Origin of the sequence: Cupriavidus phytohabitans (assembly GCF_000426345.1) — a bacterium.
In the GTDB taxonomy this organism is placed as follows: Bacteria; Pseudomonadota; Gammaproteobacteria; order Burkholderiales; family Burkholderiaceae; genus Cupriavidus.
Map to the genome: position 1 here is coordinate 37,782 of NZ_AUFE01000029.1, position 19,583 is coordinate 57,364.

Sequence of the window (19,583 nt, forward strand, 5' to 3'; positions counted from 1 at the left end):
CCTAAATAAAAATGGGGTGTCTCTACTTGTTCTGTCGGCGCTCAATGCCCCACCCTGACGATCTTCAGGGTGTTGGTACCGCCCGGCTGCCCCATCGGTTCGCCGATGGTCAGCACGATGAAATCGCCGCGCTGTACCACGCCCTGCGCGAGCAGCAGCTCTTCGGCCTGCTCCAGCGCGGTGTCGCGGTCGGCGCTGGACTGCAGCGGCAGCGGCACCACGTTGCGGTACAGCTGCATCTTGCGCTGCGAGGCCAGGTTGGGCGTCATGGCGTAGATCGGCACATGGATGCGGTGACGGCTCATCCACAGTGCGGTGGCGCCGGAATCGGTCAGCGCGGCAATCGCCTTCACCTGCAAATGATAGGCGGTGAACAGCGCACCCATCGCCACCGACTGGTCGATGCGCGAGAAGGTCTGGTTCAGGAAGTCGGTGTCGAGCTGCACCACCTCGGACTTCTCGGCCTCGATGCAGACCGCGGCCATGGCCTCGACGGTCTCGACCGGATAGCGCCCGGCGGCGGTCTCGGCCGACAGCATCACCGCGTCGGTGCCGTCCAGCACGGCGTTGGCCACATCCGACACCTCGGCGCGCGTCGGCACCGGGTTGACGATCATGCTTTCCATCATCTGCGTCGCGGTGATGGTGAGCTTGTTGGCTTCGCGCGCCAGCTTGATCATGCGCTTCTGCAGCGCCGGCACGGCGGCATTGCCGACTTCAACGGCGAGGTCGCCGCGCGCCACCATGATGCCGTCGGAGGCCTGCAGGATCTCTTCCAGCACGCCCGGGTGGATCGCTTCGGCGCGCTCGATCTTGGCGATCATGCGGGCCTTGTGGCCATGCGGCTGTCCGGCCACGGCGGCCAGCTGGCGCGCCATTTCCATGTCGGTGGCGTTCTTCGGAAAGCTGACCGCGACGTAGTCCGCGCCCAGGGCCATGGCGGTCTTGATGTCGTCCATGTCCTTCGCCGTCAAGGCCGGCGCCGACAGGCCGCCGCCCTGGCGGTTGATGCCCTTGTTGTTGGACAGGTCCCCGCCGATGCGCACGGTGGTGAAGATCTCGGTGCCGAGCACGCGGTCCACCACCAGCACGATCAGGCCGTCGTTCAGCAGCAGCAGGTCGCCCGGACCGACATCGCGCGGCAGGTCCTGGTAGTCCAGGCCAACGCGTTCTTCATTGCCGAGCTGGCAGGCGGAATCGAGGACAAAGGGATCGCCCGGCTTGAGCGTGATCTTGCCGTGCTCGAACTTGCCGACGCGGATCTTGGGGCCCTGCAGGTCGGCCATGATCGCCACCTCGCGGCCGCAAGCCTGGGCGGCTTCGCGCACCAGCCGGGCGCGGTCGATATGGTCCTGCGCGGTGCCGTGCGAGAAATTCAGCCGCACCACGTCGACCCCCCCGGCAATCATGCGCGTCAGGATCTCCAGCGAGCTGGAGGCGGGGCCGATGGTGGCGACGATCTTGGTGGAACGGGTCATGCGCGGGTTTCCTTGGTGAAGGACAGTGGCCCGGCATGGCGCCAGGCCCGGCGGATGCTTCAGCCTGCTGCGCGTTGTTCCAGCACTTCAAAGGCGGGCAGCTTCTTGCCTTCCAGGAATTCCAGGAACGCGCCGCCGCCGGTGGAGATATAGCCGACGCGGTCGGCGATGCCGTACTTGGCGATGGCGGCCAGCGTGTCGCCGCCGCCGGCGATCGAGAATGCCTTCGAATCGGCAATGGCCTCGGCCAGTACCCTGGTGCCGTTGCCGAACTGGTCGAACTCGAACACGCCCACCGGGCCGTTCCAGACGATGGTGCCGGCGGCCTTCAGTTGCCCGGCCAGAAGGGCGGCGGTCTTGGGACCGATGTCCAGGATCATGTCGTCGTCGGCCACGTCCTTGACGTCCTTGACGGTCGCCGCGGCGGTCGCGCTGAATTCCTTGGCGCAGACCACGTCGACGGGAATGGGCACCGAGGCGCCGCGCCCGGCCATGATGTCGATGATGGCCTTGGCATCGCCGACCAGGTCGGCTTCCGCCAGCGACTTGCCGATCTTCAGGCCGGCGGCCAGCATGAAGGTGTTGGCGATGCCGCCGCCGACGACGAGGTTGTCGACCTTGTCGGCCAGCGACTTCAGGATGGTCAGCTTGGTCGAGACCTTGGAGCCGGCCACGATCGCCACCAGCGGCCGGGCCGGCTGGCCCAGCGCCTTGCCCAGCGCGTCGATCTCGGCGGCCAGCAGCGGGCCGGCGCAGGCAATCGGGGCGAACCTGGCGATGCCATGGGTGGTGGCCTCGGCGCGGTGCGCGGTGCCGAAGGCGTCGTTCACATAGACGTCACAGAGCTTGGCCATCTTCTGCGCCAGCTCGTCGCTGTTCTTCTTCTCGCCCTTGTTGACGCGGCAGTTTTCCAGCAGCACCACCTGGCCGGGCGCGACCTCGACGCCGTCGACCCAGTTCTGCACCAGCTTGACCGGCTTGCCCAGCAGCTCGGACAGGCGCGTGGCGATCGGCGCCAGCGAGTCTTCCGGCTTGAACTCGCCTTCGGTCGGGCGGCCCAGGTGCGACGTGACCATCACCGCGGCGCCGGCGGCCAGGCAGGCCTCGATCGCGGGCACCGAGGCGCGGATGCGGGTGTCCTCGGTGATATGGCCGGCGTCGTCCTGCGGCACGTTCAGGTCGGCGCGGATGAACACCCGCTTGCCGGAGATTTTGCCTTGGGAAATCAGATCGGAAAGACGCAGGACAGTGGTCATGACGGTGAAAGGCGCGAGATTTCGCTGAAAAATCGGGGAAACGGGGATTTTACCTGATCGCGGTCGACGCTTTGGCATTCCGGGCGGCAATGGACTTGCAATGTGCATCAACGTACACAATGACATTTCCCACCGGCCTGCACGCCCCACGAAAGAAGGGTCACGTGGACGTCCCCCTGCCCCCCCGAGTGCGGTAATGTATGCAACGTCTGCTAAAACAGACACGCGCTGACAGCAGAGCCGGTAAGGCAAACGGCCAGGATCGCACCAGGCGGATAACAACAAGGCATGCCGGCGTGCGTGGGCGCACAGCCGGCGCCGCGCATTATCTTGTCGCGAATGCAGGGGGTAATCAGATGAACGAAGCCGACATGCACGGAGCGATCCGTGGCTTGTACGAGGGCATTCTCGATCCGGGTGCCTGGCAGCAGAGCCTGCGCACCCTGACCGATATGGCCGGCTCGGCGCACGCCTCGATGATGGTCTGGGACACGGTACGCGACCAGGTCACCGTCAATGAAATCGTCAATCCGGTGGTGGAGTTGTTCACCGAGTACGAATCGGATTTCCAGGCCATCGATCCGGCCAAGCACTTCGCACCGCGGCTTCAGCCGGGCGCGTGGTACGTCGACGCGCGCGAGCTGGGCGAAGGCGCCATGGCGCGCCACCCGTTCTACCGCGATTTCTTCCACCGCTACGACCTGCGCTCCTACGTGGCATGCCTGGTCGCGCGCCAGCCGCACTACGAAGTCTATTTCTCGATGCAGCGCGGGCGCACGCAGCCGCTGTTCTCGACCGACGACACCCGCGGCATGGACTGGATCATCCCGCATATGCGCAGTGCCATGTCCATGCGCGACCGCACGCTGGGGCTGACCGTGCTGGCGCGGCTGTCGTCGCAGCTGGTGGAGCGGCTCAACTTCGCGCTGCTGGTGTTTTCGCCGCAGCGCCAGGTGCTGCTGGGCAATCGCGCCGGCGAACGCTGGGTGCGGCGCCTGGACCCGGCGGGCAAGGTCTCGGACTGGACCCTGTCGCGGCCCTTCGGCGAAATGCTGGCCGCGGCTTGCGACCCGCAGCGCGCGGTGGCCGCCCAGGCCGCGCGCGCCACCGACGGCAGCGGCGCCAGCGCGCAGGTGATCGTGCTGCCGCTGCCGCCCTCGCACGCCTTTGCCGCGCAATGGCAGGAGCCGGCGGCGCTGGTGGTGGTGCACGAGCATGACAACGCGCCGCTGTTGCTGGCTCCCGTGCTGCGCGACCTGTACGGCCTGACGCCGGCGGAAACGCGGCTGGCGACCCAGCTCGCCGGCGGCCAGGGCCTGCCCGAAGCCAGCCAGCAGCTGAACATCCGCCACGAAACGGCGCGCACGCAGCTCAAGGCCGTCTTCCACAAGACCGGCACCAACAGCCAGGCCCAGCTCACCCACCTGCTTTCGCGCCTGGGCGCGGCGCTGGAAGGGGCCTGAATTACACCCTCGCGCGGTACACCGGCCGGCAACACACCGGCAGCCCTGGCACAGCCGCGCAAAGAAAGTACCAAAAGTACAAAAAAGAAGAAAGAAGAAAAACCATGAGCGACACGCCGATGCATGACACCATCCGCGCGCTGTACGAGGGAATCTTTGACGCCGATGCCTGGCGCCGCAGCCTGGGCGCGCTTTGCCAGGCCAGCGACAGCTCGCATGCGCTGCTGCTGGTGCGCGATACGGTCCACGAACGCGTGCTGGTGAACCAGGTGGTCAATCCCGTTCCCGAAGCAGTGGCCGCCTATAGCGAATACTACGAGACCATCGACCCGGCCCTGCCCTTCGCCCAGCGCATGTCGGTGGGCAACTGGTATATCGATTCGCGCGAGCTTGGTTCGCAGGCGATGCGCCACTCGCCGTTCTACGGCGAGTTCCTGCACCAGTTCGAGCAATCGTCGGTGATGGCTTGCCTGATCGAACGCAAGCCGCACTATGAAGTGTTCCTGTCGCTGCAGCGGCCGCTGGGCGGCAACCAGTATTCACCCGAGGACGCGCGCGCGCTCGACTGGGCGATTCCGCATGTGCGCCACGCCATGGCGCTGCGCGACCGTACGCACCAGGTGTCGGCGCTGGCGCATGCATCGAGCCAGTTGCTGGAGCGGCTGCCGTTCGGGGTGATCGTGTTGCGGGACGATGGCAAGACGCTGCTGGCCAACAGTACCGGGGAGGCGTGGGTGCGGCGGCTGCTGCCGGCGGTGTCGATCGAGACCAGCGCGGCGGCGTCTGCGGCGGGCGCGCGGCCTGAAGAATGGCGGCTGTCACGGCCGTTTGCTGAAGCATTGAAGGCCGCGTGCGATCCGGGCAATAAGCAGCCGGCGCAGGCGCTGCGGGCGGTGGATGGCAGTGGGCGGCAGGCGCAGGTGATCCTGTTGCCTTTGCCGCCGGCGCACCAGTTGTCGATGGATTGGCAGCGGCCCAGCGTGCTGGTGGCGATCCATGAGCCGGGAGTCGTGCCGATGACGCTGCCCGCTGTGCTGCGGGACTTGTATGGGCTGACGCCGGCGGAGACGCGCCTGGCGCTGCAGCTGTCAACGGGGATCGGGCTGCCTGAAGCTTGCGAGCAGATCGGGATTCGGCGGGAAACCGGGAGGACGCAGTTGAAGGCGATTTTCAACAAGACTGCTACCGGGACGCAGGCGCAGCTGGCGCATTTGCTGACGCGGTTGGGAGTTAGGGCTTAAGGCACCCGCTTGTCTGCTCCCCTCTCCCGCCTGCGGGAGAGGGGCCGGGGGAGAGGGCCGGAGCTTCAACGAAGTGAAGCCCTTGCCTAGCCTCAATCGATCGAAGCCCCCACCGTCTTCACCACCCCCGCCCACTTCTGCCGGTCCGCCTTGACGGTAGCCTTGAACTGCTCCACCGACTCGATCCGCGGCGTATTGCCGGCATCGACCAGCTTCTGCCGGATCGACGGCGTTTCCAGCGCGACCTTGACCGCGTCGTTGATCTTGCGCGCGATCTTCGGATCCAGGCCCTTGGGCCCGAAGAATCCAAACCAGATGGTGCTGTTGTAGCCGGCGACGCCGCTCTCGGCAATGGTCGGCACGTCCGGAATCACCGGCACGCGCTTGCTGGTGGTCACGCCCAGCAGCCGCACCTTGCCGGCACGGTATTGCGGCAGCACGCTCTGCACCTGGTTGAAGATGCAGCAGACCTCGCCCTTGAGCACGGCCTGCAGCGCATCGGGGCCGCCCTTGTACGGTACGTGGGTCATGTCCAGGCCCGCGCGGGCGTTGAATTCGGCGAAGGCCAGGTGCGTGCCCGTCCCGTTGCCGGTCGAGGCATAGTTGTACTTGCCCGGATTGGCCTTCACCTTCTCGATGAATTCCTTCACCGTCTTCACGTCGATCACGGCCGGATTGACAGTCAGCACGTTGGACACTTCGACCAGCGGCGCCACCGGCGTGAAATCGGTGTCGGCGTCGAACGGCAGGTTCTTGTACAGCGCCGGATTGATGCCGTGCGTGGCCGCGGTGCCGAGCAGCAGCGTGTAGCCGTCAGGCCTGGCATGCGCCACCACTTCGGAGGCGACGTTGCCGCCGGCGCCCGGACGGTAGTCATAGATGATCGTGGTCTTGAGCGACTTCTGCAGCGATTCCTGCAGCGCGCGGCCCACCATGTCGACGCCGGAGCCGGCGGTGAATCCCATCAGGATCGTCACCGGCTGCGTCGGCCACTCGCCCTGCGCCCGGGCGGGCGCGCTCACGGCAGCGGCGGCGCACAGGGCGGCCATGCCTGCGGCCAGGCGGAAGGTGGAACGGAAGGACAAGCGCGGCAGGCGGGACGAAATGGGCATGGGGGCACCGTCAGGAAAGGCAGCACAAAAAAAGGCCGGGGTCTGAGCCCCGGGCCAGTGCCACAAGATAGCAAGGATCCTGCCAAAACCCAACGAACCAGTTCGCTTGAAGGTATGCCGTGGCGGCATATGGTGCGCATGGCGTGGCGCTCAGCGGCGCAGCAGGCCCACCAGTTCGTCGATATCCGGCAATGGCGCACCGGTTCCCGCGGCACGTTCGTCATCCGCCTCCAGCAAGCCGTCGGCCAGCGCGCGCTTGTCGCGGTGCAGGTCGACGATGCGCTCCTCGATGGTGCCGGCGCTGATCAGCCGGTACACCGTCACCGGGCGCTGCTGGCCGATACGGTGCGCGCGGCCCATGGCCTGGTCCTCGGCGGCAGGGTTCCACCACGGGTCGGCGATGATCACGTAGTCCGCAGCGGTCAGGTTCAGGCCGAAGCCGCCGGCCTTCAGGCTGATCAGGAAGACATCGCCCTCGCCCGCCTGGAAGGCGGCCACGCGGCGCGTGCGCTCTGCCGCCGGCGTGGCGCCGTCCAGGTACTGCAGCGCCAGCCCGGCGCGCTCCAGGCCCTGGCGCAGCAGCTGCAGGAAATCGACGAACTGGCTGAACACCAGCGTCTTGTGGCCACTGGCGGCCAGTTCGCCGGCCAGTGCCACAAAGGCGCGCAGCTTGGCGCCCTCTTCCAGCTGGCTGGCGATTTCCGGCGTGGCCAGGCGCGGGTCGCACGCGGCGCGGCGCAGGCGCATGATCTGCGCCAGCACATGGATGCGCGCCTGTGACTGCTGCTGCGCCTGCGCGAGGGCGCGCGCCTTTGCCCCCGCCGGCGCGCCTTGCGTGGCCTTGCGCGCGGCCTCCACCCGCGCCAGCGCGGCTTCGGCCTGGGTCTGCGCTTGCCGGCGCAGCGCTTCGTAGTGCGCGGCTTCCACCGCTTCGGGCTCGACCCGTATCACCAGCTCCGTGCGCGGCGGCAGTTCGTCGAGCACCTGGGCCTTGGTCCGGCGCAGCACGAAGGGCGCGATCATGCGGCGCAGGCGCTGGCGGGCCTCGCGCACGCCGCCGCGCTCGATCGGGTTGGCGAAATGTTCGTTGAAGCGCGCCAGCGAGCCCAGCAAACCCGGGTTGCAGAAGCGCATCACCGACCACAGCTCGGCCAGCCGGTTTTCCACCGGGGTGCCACTCAGTGCCATGCGGAAATCGGCGCGCAGGTCGAACATCGCCTGCGCGCGCCGCGTGATGGCATTCTTGAACGCCTGCGCCTCGTCGGCGACCACGGTGTGCCAGCCGCGCGCGCAGAAATCCTGGCGCGCCTGCTGCAGCAGCGTGTACGAGACGATCACCAGGTCTTGCGGCCCGGCCTGCTCCAGCAGCGTGTCGCGCACAGTGTCTGCCCCCTCGGCATAGACGTGGACATTGAGCGTGGGCGCGAAGCGGCGCGCCTCGGCGGCCCAGTTGCCGCACACCGAGGTGGGTGCGATTACCAGGGCGGCGCCGCCGGCCGCGCGCGCCACCAGCACCGCCAGTGACTGCACGGTCTTGCCCAGGCCCATGTCGTCGGCCAGGCAGGCGCCCAGCCCCGAGGCGGCCAGCGTCATGGCCCAGCGGTAGCCGGCTTCCTGGTACGGGCGCAGTTCCGCCGCCAGCGTGGCGGGCACGGTGATCTGCGTGTCGCGCGCCGCGCGCAGGCGGGCGATGCGCTGGCGGAAATGCGCGTCGGGATCGACGCCCGCGCCGGCGAGCACGTCGTCCAGCCACGGCGTGGCCATCTGCGGCACGCGGATGCCGTCGGGGATGCGCTCGGCCACCGCGGCCAGGTCGCGCAGCTGGCCGCGCAGTGCCCGCGTCAGCGCCACGTAGACGCCCTGCCCCATCGGCACGAAGCGGCCGGCGTGGCTGCCGGTCCAGTCGATCAGCTTGCCCAGCTCCAGCACCAGCCCTTCGGCCACGCGCAACTCGCCGGCCAGCCGGTACCAGGCGCCGCGGCTTTCGATATGGACGCCGAGCTGCGGCAGGTCGGCGGCGACGATGCGGATTTCCTTGCCGCGTGGCCATTCCACGGCCTGCACCGCGGGCAGGCCAGGCAGCGCTTCCAGCACGGCCAGCGCGTCCTCCGGGTCGTCCAGTGTCCACGTATATTCGCCGCCCGGCGGCGACTGCGTGACCAGCACCGGCAGCGCGGCGAAGACCTCGGCCACGCTGGCCAGTTCGGCATCGAGATCGCGCTGCGTGACCAGCGTCTCGCCCCGTACCGCGGCCATCAGGCGTTCCCTGCCCGCGCCCGGCGCGAGCCTCGGCCCGAGCTGGCCCAGCGGCGTGACCACCAGCCGCATCGTGATGCCGCGCCCGGCCACGCCGCCGATGGGCGCGACCTCGGCCCGCAGCCTCGCTTCGGCTTCGACAGGGCGCGTGCCGGCGGCCTGGTCGGCATGGACCTGGAAGTGGCCGGCCAGCGCCCGCAGGGTGCGGTCGAGCTGGGCCTGGCCGTCCTCCGGAATCGCCAGCCCGTCGCCGATCAGCCGCGCGGCGTCGAACTGCGCCGGGGTGAAGCGAAGCACCTTGAGCCGGTGCGGCCCGTCGCGCAGCACCGTGACCTGGCGCAGCGCCTCGGCCTCCTGGCGCGCCGCGGCGGGCAGCAAGGCCTCCATCGCCGGCGCCTCGCGCAATGGCGGGTACAGGCGCAGCACGAAGCGGCCGGCGCTGTGCACGGCCTCCAGCGCGGGCGCGTCCTCGACCACCTCCAGTGTCTGCGACGTCGCGTGGGCGAGCACCACGCCCGGATGGCCGACCAGCGCCATGGCGGCCGCCGCGCGATCCAGCACATAGCGCCGGTTGTGCGAGGCGTCGCGCCGGATCGCGCGCGCGATGCGTGCGTCCCACGGCTCGAGCCGGTCATCCTCGGCCACGCGCGCCAGCGCTACGGGCTTCGGCTTGCCCCAGCCGCGCGCGCCGCGCACCTGCTCGAGCGGCTCGATGGTGGCCACCGCGCCGTCCGGTTCCAGCGTCAGCGCCCACAGCAGGCGGCGGCCGCCCTCGCTGGCAGCGGCGGGTTCGGCGCTGGCGAGCGCGCGCAGCGCTTCCAGCGCCTGCTCCCAGCCAGGCTGGCCGGGTTCGGCATGCGGGTCGGAATGTGTGGTCAAAGGCACGAGGGAACGGACTGGCGTCGGGACGGGCGCGGACGATGCGACCCGCGAGCCGGCAAACGCACGGAAATGAGGATTCTAGTCCGCCGCTGCCCCTTTTTTCTCCCGCATTCCCCCGCCCTCCCCCCGCCGCTCGCGTTGGCACCCATGCCCCCCGGGCTTACAATGTCGTTTTTGCTACTTTCACGGCGCTGGGAGAATAGACATGTCGATGGCGGATCGCGACGGCAAGATCTGGATGGACGGCAAGCTGATCGAATGGCGCGACGCCAAGATCCATGTGCTGACGCATACGCTGCACTACGGCATGGGCGTATTCGAGGGCGTGCGCGCCTACAAGACGCCCGAAGGCACCGCCATCTTCCGGCTGAAAGAGCACACCCGCCGCCTGTTCAACTCCGCCAAGATCTTCCAGATGGCCATGCCGTTCGACGAGGCCACCCTGGAAGCCGCCCAGCGCGAAGTGGTACGCGCCAACAACCTGGAATCCTGCTACATCCGCCCGCTGGTGTGGATCGGCTCGGAAAAGCTGGGCGTGTCGGCCAGGGGCAACACCATCCACGTTGCGATCGCGGCGTGGCCGTGGGGTGCCTACCTGGGCGAGGAAGGCATGGAGCGCGGCATCCGCGTGAAGACTTCGTCGTTCACCCGCCACCACGTCAACGTGTCGCTGGTGCGCGCCAAGGCCAGCGGCTACTACATCAACTCGATCCTCGCCAACCAGGAAGCGACCGGCCTGGGCTACGACGAAGCGCTGCTGCTCGACACCGAAGGCTACGTCAGCGAAGGCTCGGGCGAGAACGTCTTCATCGTGCGCAACGGCGTGATCTACACCCCGGACCTGGCCTCGTGCCTGGACGGCATCACGCGCGACGCCACGCTGACCATCGCGCGCGACCTGGGCATCGAGGTGCGCGAGAAGCGCATCACCCGTGACGAGATGTACTGCGCCGACGAAGCCTTCTTCACCGGCACCGCCGCCGAAGTCACGCCGATCCGCGAGCTGGATGACCGCATCATCGGCGAAGGCCGCCGCGGCCCGGTGACCAAGCAGATCCAGGACGCGTTCTTTGCCGCCGTGGGCGGCACCGACGAAAAGTACAAGAAGTGGCTGACGCTGGTCTGAGCACCGGCCGCCAGCCCTCGTGCCCCGCACCCGCCGCCGTGCGCGCGGGGCATGCCTTGTTTTGACGAACAACAAGCCTCAATCCCCGCAACACCATGACGCAAACCGCCACCATCATCGAAATCGGCGCCGAAGACATTCCGCTGCACTGCCCGACCGCCAACACCCCGGCCTGGAACTACCACCCGCGCGTGTTCCTGGACGTGGCCGACACCGGCGAAGCCAAGTGCCCGTACTGCGGTACCGTCTACAAGCTCAAGCCGGGCACCGTGCTGAAGGGCCACCACTGACCCGAGCCGCCGGTTTTCGCACGACCCAGACGCTCCGGGCCGCCAGCAGGCGCCCCGGGGCGTTGCTGTTGCCGGCGATTGCGCCGGCGCCCATGTCTGCGATCGTGCCGGCGAACCGGCTTCCCGCGCCCCGCCCATGAAGAAAGCCCTCGTCATCGCCCCCAACTGGATCGGCGACGCCCTGATGGCGCAGCCGCTGTTCGCGCTGCTCAAGGCGCGCCATCCGCGCCTGGTCATCGACGCGCTCGCGCCCAAGTGGGTGGCGCCCGTGCTCGCGCGCATGCCCGAGATCGGCCGCGTATTCCCGTCCGACCTGGCGCACGGCAAGCTGCAGCTGTCGGCGCGGCTGATGTTCGCGCAGCAGCTCAAGAACGAAGGCTACGACCTCGCCTACGTGCTGCCGAATTCGCTCAAGTCGGCGCTGATCCCGTGGCTGGCAGGCATTCCGCTGCGCATCGGCTACCGTGGCGAAGCGCGCTTCGGCATGCTCAACGTGCGCCATGCCAACCCGCCGCGCGACCACCGTCCGCCGATGGTCGAGCACTATGCCCGCCTCGCGCTCAAGCCCGGCGCGCGCCTGCCCGAGAACATCCCCGAGCCGCGCCTGCGCGTCGACCCGGCGCGCATGGCGGCGACCGCGGAGCGCTTCGGCATCGCCCCGCACACGCGCGTGATCGCGTTCTGCCCGGGCGCCGAATACGGCCCCGCCAAGCGCTGGCCTGCCGGCCACTTCGCCAGGCTGGCGCAGATGCTGCGGCGCTCCTACCCGTACGCGCAGATGATCACGCTGGGCTCGGCCAAGGACGCCGAGATCGCCGCCGAGATCGTCAAGGACGCGCCGTTCGTGCGCAACCTGTGCGGGCAGACTTCGCTCGATGACGCCGTCGACCTGCTGGCGCTGTCCGAGGCCGCGGTCTGCAACGATTCCGGCCTGATGCACGTGACCGCGGCACTGAACCGCCCGCAGGTGGCGGTCTATGGATCGAGCGATCCGCGCCACACGCCGCCGCTGTCACAGGCTGCGAGTATCATGTGGCTGCAGCTGGAGTGCAGCCCGTGCTTCAAGCGCGAGTGCCCGCTGGGCCACCTGCGTTGCCTGAAAGAGATCGAACCCGAAATGGTCTTCGTTGAGCTGCGCAAGCTGCTGCACCGGCCCTGATACCCTGACACTGCCACCATGCCTCGTTTTGCCCGCCTGTTCGATTCTGCCGAAGACATCGTCGAAGCCTTCCGCGAGGCGCTCAAGCTGCGCGATGCCGAAGCCGCGCTGCGCCTGTGGCTGGACGAGGATTCGATCACCTGCGTGCTGCCCGACGGCCAGCGCATGATTGGCCACGAACAACTGCGCCAGGCGTTCTCGCAGCTGCTGGAAGAGCAGCCGGTGCTGGTCGACGCGATCGAAACCAGCAGCCACGCATCGATGGCCGTGTCGATTTTCGACGTCACCGAGGCGCTGCGCTTTGGCAGCGACCGGGTCGAAGCCGACCTGTACGTGCACACCACCTATGTGCTGATGCAGAACCACGAAGGCTGGCGCCTGGCCCATATCCACTGCAGCCCGGCCAACGCCGTGCAGGTAGCCGCGGTGGCCGCGGCGCCCGGCCAGGCGTTGCACTGAGCCTGCCGGGCCGCGCGGCCCGGCTGCAACCGGGCAGGGCTGCGAGAAGGCAAGAACGCAAGACCGCTAGACCGCATTACCGAGCTGGCATGACGCAGCGCCCCGACCTCCTGACGCATCGTTTGCCTGTTGCCGCCACGCCGCCCGAGCATGGCCACGGCTACGGCGACGGCATCGCCATGCCCTGGTGGCTGCGCGGCGGCCATGCCCAGACCATCATCCCCGCGCGCTTTTCGCGCCGCCCGCCGCGCGTTGCCTATCGGCGCGAGCGCTGGGACACGCCTGACGGCGACTTCATCGACCTCGACTGGACCACCCACCCGCTGCGGCCGGACACGCCGCTGGTGGTGATGTTCCATGGGCTGGAGGGCGATTCAAACAGCCACTATGCGCAGGCGCTGATGCACGCGCTGGGCACGCGCGGCTGGCAGGGCGTGATCCCGCATTTCCGTGGCTGCTCCGGCGAGCTCAACCTGGCCCCGCGTTTTTACCACTCGGGCGATTCGGCCGAGCTGCGCTGGGTGCTGGAGCGCGTGCACCGCCAGCACTGCGCCCATGGCCGCAAGCTGCTGGTGGTCGGCATCTCGCTGGGCGGCAACGCGCTGCTGCGCCTGCTCGGCGAAGACGGCAACAGTGCCGGCCATGTGCACGCCGCCGCCGCGATCTCGGCGCCGCTGGATCTGGCCGCGGGCGGCGCGGCGCTGTCGGCCGGCTTCAACATGCTCTATACGCGCATGTTCCTGCAGACCCTCAAGCGCAAGTCGCTGGCCAAGCTGCAGCAGTTCCCCGGCCTGTTCGACCGCGAGGCGATGCTGGCCAGCCGCGACCTGTACGCGTTCGACAACGTGGTCACGGCGCCGCTGCACGGCTATGCCGATACCGACGACTACTGGCGCCGCGCCGCCAGCAAGCCGGTGCTCGGCGCGATCGCCGTGCCCACGCTGGTGCTCAATGCGCGCAACGATCCTTTCCTGCCCGGGCGGCACCTGCCCGGCCCGGCCGACGTCAGCCCGCAGGTCTGGCTGGAACAGCCGGAGCATGGCGGCCATGTCGGCTTCATGACCCCGGATGAAGGCTGGCGGCGCCATCTGTGGCTGCCCGACAGCCAGTGGGGCGTAGCCTTCGGCGGCCACATCGAATGGCTGCCGGCGCGGATCCTGCGCTTTTTCGACAGCATGATGTAAAGCCGCCGGCGGCGCGTGCCGCCTGGGCGGCAGAGGAGAAGGAGATGGACGACATCGTCAGGCAAGCCATGGCGCGCTGGCCCAACGTGCCCAACGCCTATGGCTGGCTCGCGCTGGACCGGCGCGGGCAGTGGCGCCTGCGCAATGAATACGCCCAGCAGCACGGCTTGTCCGGCGAGCCGGTGCGCAACGAAGCGCTGGTCGCCTTCATCGAACGCAACTACCTGTGCGACGAGCGCGGCGCGTGGTACTTCCAGAACGGGCCGCAGAAGGTGTTCGTGGCGCTGGCGTACGCGCCGTGGATCGTGCGGCTGCACCAGCGCGCGTTTTGCACGACCTCGCGGCAGCCCTTCACGCTGCAGGCCTGCTACGCCGACGACAATGGCAACGTGGTGCTGTCAGGGACGGTCGACGGCGTGGATGGCACGCAGGCAGCGCTGCTGCACGACCATGACCTCGAGACCTTCAGCGGCAGCAGCACCTGGCATGGCGAAGCCTGCGGCACCGAACTCGGCCTGTTCCACCACGACGGCCGCGACCTGCCGATCGAGCCCATCGCGGAAAGCGAGGTGCCGAAGCGCTTCGGCTTTGTGCGCCAGCCGGCGGCCTGACGCCGACCGGCGCTGACCGGCGCTGCCTCAGTTCGGCATGCCCTTGCTGTCCTGCTTGTCCTCGCGGTACTGGCGTTCCAGCTGGTGCAGGCGGGCGTCGACCTCGGACAGCGTATAGAAGTCACCGTCTCCGGCCTTGCGGGCGATCTGCAACTGTTCGATCGCGGCCTGGTAGGCGCCGTCCATCGCGTACTTCTCGGCCAGCGCCTGGTGCTGCTGTACCCGCTTGCCCTGGCCGGCGTACGCGCGCGCCAGCATCTCCCACCAGTCGCTGCGGCTGGTTTCCTGGCGCGTGCGTTCGCGCAGGAAGCGCACCGCTTCGTCATAACGGCCCGAGCCAATCAGGGTCTCGGCATAGACGACCGATACCGCATGAGAGAGCGGGAAAGCTTTCATCGACGCCGTGGCCTGTGACAGCGCCTCGGGCACGCGGCCCTGCGTGCGCGCCAGCTGGATCGCCATCACGTCTAGCATGGGGCTGCCCGAGCTGGCGCCGGGGATGGTGCCGTACAGCCGCCGCGCCTCGGCCAGTTCCTGCTCGGCGGCGGCGGCACGGCCGAGGCGCTGCTCGGTGAAGGCAAGGCCGTAGTGCAGCGCCGGCGCGCGCAGCGCCGAGGCGCCCGGCAACTGCGCGCGCAGCGCGTTGCGCAAGGCCTGCAGGTCGCTCGGCGACGATTCCTGGATCACGCGCGCGCGCATCCGTGCGAACTCGTACTCGGGCGTATTGGGCACCTTGCGCGCATTGGCATGGCTCACGCGGTCCTGCATGTCGGCCAGCCGCTCGGAAGTCAGCGGGTGGGTGCGCACATAGGACGGCACCGAGCTTTCCGAGATGCCGGACACGCGCTGCAGCCGCGCGAAGAAATCGGGCATGCCCTGCGGGTCGAAGCCCGCCGCGGTCATGATCTGGAAACCGACGCGGTCGGCCTCGCGCTCCGCGCCGCGCGAGAACGAGAGCTGGTTCGCAACGGCGGCGCCCTGCCCGCCCATCGCCAGCGCCGCCGCGGCATCGGGGCTGCGCGTGGCGGCGAGGCCGGCCAGCACCATCGACGCCAGCGCGATCCACATCGACTGGTCTTGCGACGTGATGCCGCGTGCGATATGGCGCTGCATCACGTGGCCGATTTCATGGCCCAGCACCGAGGCCAGTTCCGACTCGGTGTCGGACTGCACCAGCAGCCCCGTATGCACGCCGATATAGCCGCCCGGCAGCGCGAAGGCATTGATGCTGCGGTCGCGCACCGCGAACAGGTCGAAGCCGGTGGCAAAGGTGCCGGCTCCGGTCGAGCCCGAGATGCTCTGCCGCCGCGCCGCCTGCACCAGCCGGTAGCCGAGCGCGTTCAGGTAATCCGACAGCAGCGGATCCGGCACGTACAGCGGATCGCGGCGGATATCGCGCATGATGCGGTCGCCCAGGCGCTTTTCCATGTCGGGCGACAGCGATGCCGTGGATGGGTCGCCCAGGTCAGGCAGCTGCACCCCGCCGCTTTCCACCACCGCGTTATTGGTGCGCAGGCCGAACTCCGACTTCTGCCCGGCCTTGATGCTGCGGTTCAGGTTGTCGTAGACCTGGTCGCTGGCCTCGCCGGACAACGATGGCACCGGCTGCGGCGCGCGCGTGGACGCCGCCGGCCTGGCCGGCGCTACAGCGGCCGAGGCCGGGGCTGCGGCCGCTGTTCGCGGCGTCGCCTGCGGCCACGCCGGCGACGCGATGCTCAGCGCCAGCAGCGCCGCCAGCGACCGCCGCCATGGCGACCCGGGGCGGCCACGATGTGACGCCGAACCGGCAGGCGTGGCATCCACAGCAGCACAACGGCCGGATGCGGCAGACCTGCGAAGCGATGGTTGTTTTGGCATGTTGCTATGATAGCGGCCTCCGGTGGCCGTTCCCATCAGACGGCTTCCACCCCAGCCAAAGGCCTCCCGCACAACGCCCAGCCATGACCCAGCTCACCCATTTCGATACCGCCGGACAGGCCCACATGGTCGACGTCGGCGACAAGGCCAGCACGCACCGCGTGGCCGTGGCCACCGGCACCATCACCATGCTGCCCGACACCTTCGCACTGGTGCGCGACGGCAATGCAAAGAAAGGCGACGTGCTCGGCATCGCGCGCGTGGCCGCGATCATGGCCACCAAGCGCACCGCCGACCTGATCCCACTGTGCCATCCGATCGGGCTGACCAAGGTCGCGGTCGATTTTGCGCTCGACGAGGCCAACGCCACCGTCGCCTGCACCGTCCGCACCGAGACCCGCGGCCAGACCGGCGTCGAGATGGAAGCGCTGACCGGCGTGCAGGTGGCGCTGCTGACGATCTACGACATGTGCAAGGCGGTGGACCGGGGCATGGTGATCGGGAATGTGAAGCTGCTGGAGAAGCACGGCGGCAAGTCGGGCGACTGGGTGGCGGGCGACATTAAGTGATTGTTTTATAAGCCTTAATTTGACGCCAGATCGTTGTCTGCCCTACTCACCGACTGTGCCAATTGCCTGACCGCAGCGGCTGCCACGGAGTGACGAAAAATCGATCTTGTCCAAATTCTGTCCAAGTGGAGACAGGAGATGGCATCGATAAGGCAACGAGGAAACCGATGGCAGGCGCGGGTAACGCGCAATGGATTTCCGCCTGAAGTAAAGACTTTTGCGTTGCGGCAAGACGCCGAACGGTGGGCGAGGTCCGTGGAAACAGGGATGGACCGGGGCAGCTATGTCAGCCTCAGTGAGGCTGAATCGACCACGCTTGGGCATGTCCTCGAACGCTACATTGCAGAGGTCTGCCCTTCGATGCGTGGCGGCACTGAAGACACCATCAGGCTACGTGCGATGTGCCGCACGAAACTTGCCAAATTGAGCATGGCTGCATTGACGCCGATGGCAATCGCAGCGTATCGGGACGAACGGCTGAAGCAAGTACAGCCGGGGACTGTGATTCGCGAACTGGCTTACCTGTCCGCCATCATCAACCACGCCCGGCGCGAATGGGGTATCAACATCACAAACCCGGTCGCATCTGTTCGCAAACCTCCGACGCCGCAGGGACGAGACAGGGTACTGACGGCGGAGGAAGAATTTCGATTGCTGGTGGCGCTGGCACCAACTGCACGCCGGAATCCGTGGCTTCGACCAATGGCTATCCTGAGTTTGGAAACGGCAATGCGACGTGGTGAGCTACTTGCCCTGCGCTGGTCGAACATCAACCTTGAAGCCCAGACCGCGTTCTTGCCGATGACCAAGAACGGCACAGCACGGACTGTGCCTCTGTCCCGGAAAGCGGTGGACCTGTTACACGACCTCCCGCGTTGCATCGATGGAAGCGTATTCCCGATCAATGCACCAGCGCACCATAAAGCGTTCAAACGCGCGTGCAAGCGGGCCGGACTGGATGACCTGCACTGGCATGACCTTCGTCACACGGCCATCACCCGGCTGGCGACGAAGCTGCCGAACCTCATCGAACTGGCGGCAGTATCCGGGCACCGCAGCCTAACCATGCTGAAGCGGTACTACCACCCATCTGCTGCCGATTTGGCGAAGAAGATCGGTTGACCGGACCGGCATTCATGACTGAAGGACATCGGTGCACTGGTTTCCTTCGACTGGTGGCGCATGCATTCTGAGCCGCTCGACATTCGGAAGTACAAACAAAAAACCCGCCAAAACGGGTTGATGGGTGGGGTGTCGGAACGATGCAGAAGTGGGGTTGCGGCCCGGTATGGGTGACCGCCTTTGGCTACGGTCGTTCCGACTTGAAGCCAGTCTACGGGCACCGGCGTGCGTTCACCTATTGGGGCAAATCGTGATGGCGAATCGATGAAGTGACTCAGCGTAGATCGCCTTCTTCGGCACGGTCATTCCGTCCGAAGGGCGGTGTTTCCGGCGGACAAAAAAATGCCCACGGTGCCGGGGTGGCCTGTGGGCGGTAGCAAGGACTTCCACGTCAATTCTAGGGTGGCGTGGATTTTTCTTACGACAGAATTAAACAACATCCACATCGCTGTTCAGTGCGTGGCGTTGGCTGGCCTGCGGTTCGCAGAAAAACAAAGGGAGGAGGTTGCCCTCCTCCCCGGCCAGACCAAGCGATTAGGGCCTGATTAATTCTTGTTGCCGATGAAAACGAAGGCGCCGTTCCGCTGCGATGTAACACCGGCGGCCACAACCTGATTTCCAGACGGAACAGCCTCAAAATTGACGCTGGTCCCCGACCCCAACGCACAAGAAGAGTTCTGGAACGTGACTGTGCCGTCGAGCACGTGCTTGCCTGTAGAGCGAGGAGTCAATGTGCCGGCGAAATTGCAAACCCCATCTCCCCCGGTAAATGAACCACTCGCCCCGACAGTCACCGTTACAGGGTTGCTGGACCCCGCAAGGCCACCCGTCCACGTACCTTGGGCGTCAGCGAGGGTTACGGGCGTGTCGTAGAGCGAATTGTAGTTGCCATTGAATGTCACCGTCTGCGTACCGCTTTGCACGGTTCCAGACATTGATTGCTTTTCAGTGAAAGAACCGTTTACGGTCGCGGCCATTGGCGACGCAGAAGCCGAGAAATTGACAGCAGCGGGATCGGAGAATTTGCCGCCTGACGCAGTCAGAATACCCTCCACAAGACCTGCGAACGCCCCACCAGATGTGTAGATAGAGAAATAGCGGCCGTTTTCCAGTACCAATGTGGATACAGCAAGACCGGTGTTGGTTGCGCCCCCCCAAATTCCCTCTGGAACCTTCGGGGATGGATTCGGTGCCGGTGTGCATGGCACAAAAACCCCGCCCTCCATCTTGCGGCACGGCTCATCGTCGTCTCCGCCACCACATGCAGCCAATATCGGCAACGCCAAAAAGGGAACGATTCTCAATACTTTCTTGATCCCGCCGACCATACGGTGCTTGGGTTCACTACCTGTTCTGCTATTAACCATGACCTTTTCCCCTGAGTTGTTCTTCGGCTCTTCGACCGTGGAGCTTCCTTTATAAGCGTGTGCACCAAGATGGCTGCACCCTTCTTTGGTGGGGAGGTACTCATCGCACAACAGATTTGGAGAAGTAAGCCATTTGGTCGATGCCACTACA

At 67.1% G+C, this 19,583-nt stretch carries 16 protein-coding genes; 10 read left to right on the plus strand and 6 right to left on the minus strand.

Going from position 1 to position 19,583, the window contains the following annotated elements; genetic code table 11:
* Positions 1-41: 41 nt before the first annotated feature.
* Together pyk and K309_RS0120420 are read right to left on the minus strand one after the other, a co-directional pair.
* The gene (gene pyk, locus K309_RS0120415) at positions 42-1,478 is read right to left on the minus strand and encodes a pyruvate kinase (protein ID WP_029048147.1); all 1,437 of its coding nucleotides are present in this window, start codon (positions 1,476-1,478) and stop codon (positions 42-44) included.
* Positions 1,479-1,537: 59 nt separating this feature from the next.
* Complete coding sequence (locus K309_RS0120420) at positions 1,538-2,734, minus strand: phosphoglycerate kinase (RefSeq protein ID WP_029048148.1); 1,197 nt, start codon at positions 2,732-2,734, stop codon at positions 1,538-1,540.
* 356 nt (positions 2,735-3,090) lie between these two features.
* On the opposite strand from K309_RS0120420, the gene K309_RS0120425 reads away from it, so the two are divergent.
* Both K309_RS0120425 and K309_RS0120430 read left to right on the plus strand, forming a co-directional pair.
* Positions 3,091-4,197, plus strand: coding sequence for a helix-turn-helix transcriptional regulator (locus K309_RS0120425; RefSeq protein ID WP_029048149.1), 1,107 nt, complete (start codon positions 3,091-3,093; stop codon positions 4,195-4,197).
* A gap of 104 nt (positions 4,198-4,301) precedes the next feature.
* Positions 4,302-5,438, plus strand: a complete 1,137-nt coding sequence (locus tag K309_RS0120430; protein ID WP_029048150.1) for a helix-turn-helix transcriptional regulator — start codon at positions 4,302-4,304, stop codon at positions 5,436-5,438.
* A gap of 92 nt (positions 5,439-5,530) precedes the next feature.
* Here K309_RS0120430 and K309_RS0120435 read toward each other — a convergent pair whose 3' ends face one another.
* Together K309_RS0120435 and K309_RS0120440 are read right to left on the minus strand one after the other, a co-directional pair.
* Positions 5,531-6,550 (minus strand): Bug family tripartite tricarboxylate transporter substrate binding protein, encoded by a 1,020-nt coding sequence (locus K309_RS0120435; RefSeq protein WP_029048151.1) that lies wholly within the window; start codon positions 6,548-6,550, stop codon positions 5,531-5,533.
* Positions 6,551-6,700: 150 nt separating this feature from the next.
* Positions 6,701-9,691 (minus strand): DEAD/DEAH box helicase, encoded by a 2,991-nt coding sequence (locus tag K309_RS0120440; RefSeq protein WP_029048152.1) that lies wholly within the window; start codon positions 9,689-9,691, stop codon positions 6,701-6,703.
* 202 nt (positions 9,692-9,893) lie between these two features.
* Between K309_RS0120440 and K309_RS0120445 the strand changes: the two genes are divergently transcribed.
* From K309_RS0120445 to K309_RS0120470, 6 genes are all read left to right on the plus strand, one after another.
* Complete coding sequence (locus tag K309_RS0120445; RefSeq protein ID WP_029048153.1) at positions 9,894-10,814, plus strand: branched-chain amino acid transaminase; 921 nt, start codon at positions 9,894-9,896, stop codon at positions 10,812-10,814.
* 95 nt (positions 10,815-10,909) lie between these two features.
* Positions 10,910-11,104: a zinc-finger domain-containing protein gene (locus K309_RS0120450; protein WP_010812205.1), complete on the plus strand. Its 195-nt coding sequence runs from the start codon at positions 10,910-10,912 to the stop codon at positions 11,102-11,104.
* A 136-nt stretch (positions 11,105-11,240) separates the two neighbouring features.
* On the plus strand, positions 11,241-12,263 hold the full coding sequence (gene waaF, locus K309_RS0120455) for a lipopolysaccharide heptosyltransferase II (RefSeq protein ID WP_029048154.1): 1,023 nt from the start codon (positions 11,241-11,243) through the stop codon (positions 12,261-12,263).
* An 18-nt stretch (positions 12,264-12,281) separates the two neighbouring features.
* Positions 12,282-12,722 carry a YybH family protein gene (locus K309_RS0120460; RefSeq protein WP_029048155.1) on the plus strand — a complete coding sequence of 147 codons (441 nt, stop codon included), beginning with the start codon at positions 12,282-12,284 and terminating at the stop codon, positions 12,720-12,722.
* An 89-nt stretch (positions 12,723-12,811) separates the two neighbouring features.
* Positions 12,812-13,906 carry a YheT family hydrolase gene (locus K309_RS0120465; RefSeq protein ID WP_029048156.1) on the plus strand — a complete coding sequence of 365 codons (1,095 nt, stop codon included), beginning with the start codon at positions 12,812-12,814 and terminating at the stop codon, positions 13,904-13,906.
* 44 nt (positions 13,907-13,950) lie between these two features.
* Entirely contained in the window at positions 13,951-14,517 is a 567-nt protein-coding gene (locus K309_RS0120470) for a DUF2946 family protein (protein WP_029048157.1), read from the plus strand.
* Between the two features lie 27 nt (positions 14,518-14,544).
* Here the strand turns inward: K309_RS0120470 and K309_RS0120475 are convergent, their stop codons facing one another.
* Positions 14,545-16,374, minus strand: coding sequence for a M48 family metalloprotease (locus tag K309_RS0120475; RefSeq protein WP_029048158.1), 1,830 nt, complete (start codon positions 16,372-16,374; stop codon positions 14,545-14,547).
* Between the two features lie 83 nt (positions 16,375-16,457).
* Here K309_RS0120475 and moaC point away from each other — a divergent pair, with 83 nt between their 5' ends.
* Together moaC and K309_RS0120485 are read left to right on the plus strand one after the other, a co-directional pair.
* Positions 16,458-16,943 (plus strand): cyclic pyranopterin monophosphate synthase MoaC, encoded by a 486-nt coding sequence (gene moaC / locus K309_RS0120480; RefSeq protein ID WP_029048159.1) that lies wholly within the window; start codon positions 16,458-16,460, stop codon positions 16,941-16,943.
* A gap of 267 nt (positions 16,944-17,210) precedes the next feature.
* Positions 17,211-18,065, plus strand: coding sequence for a tyrosine-type recombinase/integrase (locus tag K309_RS0120485; RefSeq protein WP_369796465.1), 855 nt, complete (start codon positions 17,211-17,213; stop codon positions 18,063-18,065).
* Positions 18,066-18,610: 545 nt separating this feature from the next.
* Here K309_RS0120485 and K309_RS41800 read toward each other — a convergent pair.
* The gene (locus K309_RS41800) at positions 18,611-19,579 is read right to left on the minus strand and encodes a hypothetical protein (RefSeq protein ID WP_156914404.1); all 969 of its coding nucleotides are present in this window, start codon (positions 19,577-19,579) and stop codon (positions 18,611-18,613) included.
* Positions 19,580-19,583 lie beyond the last annotated feature (4 nt).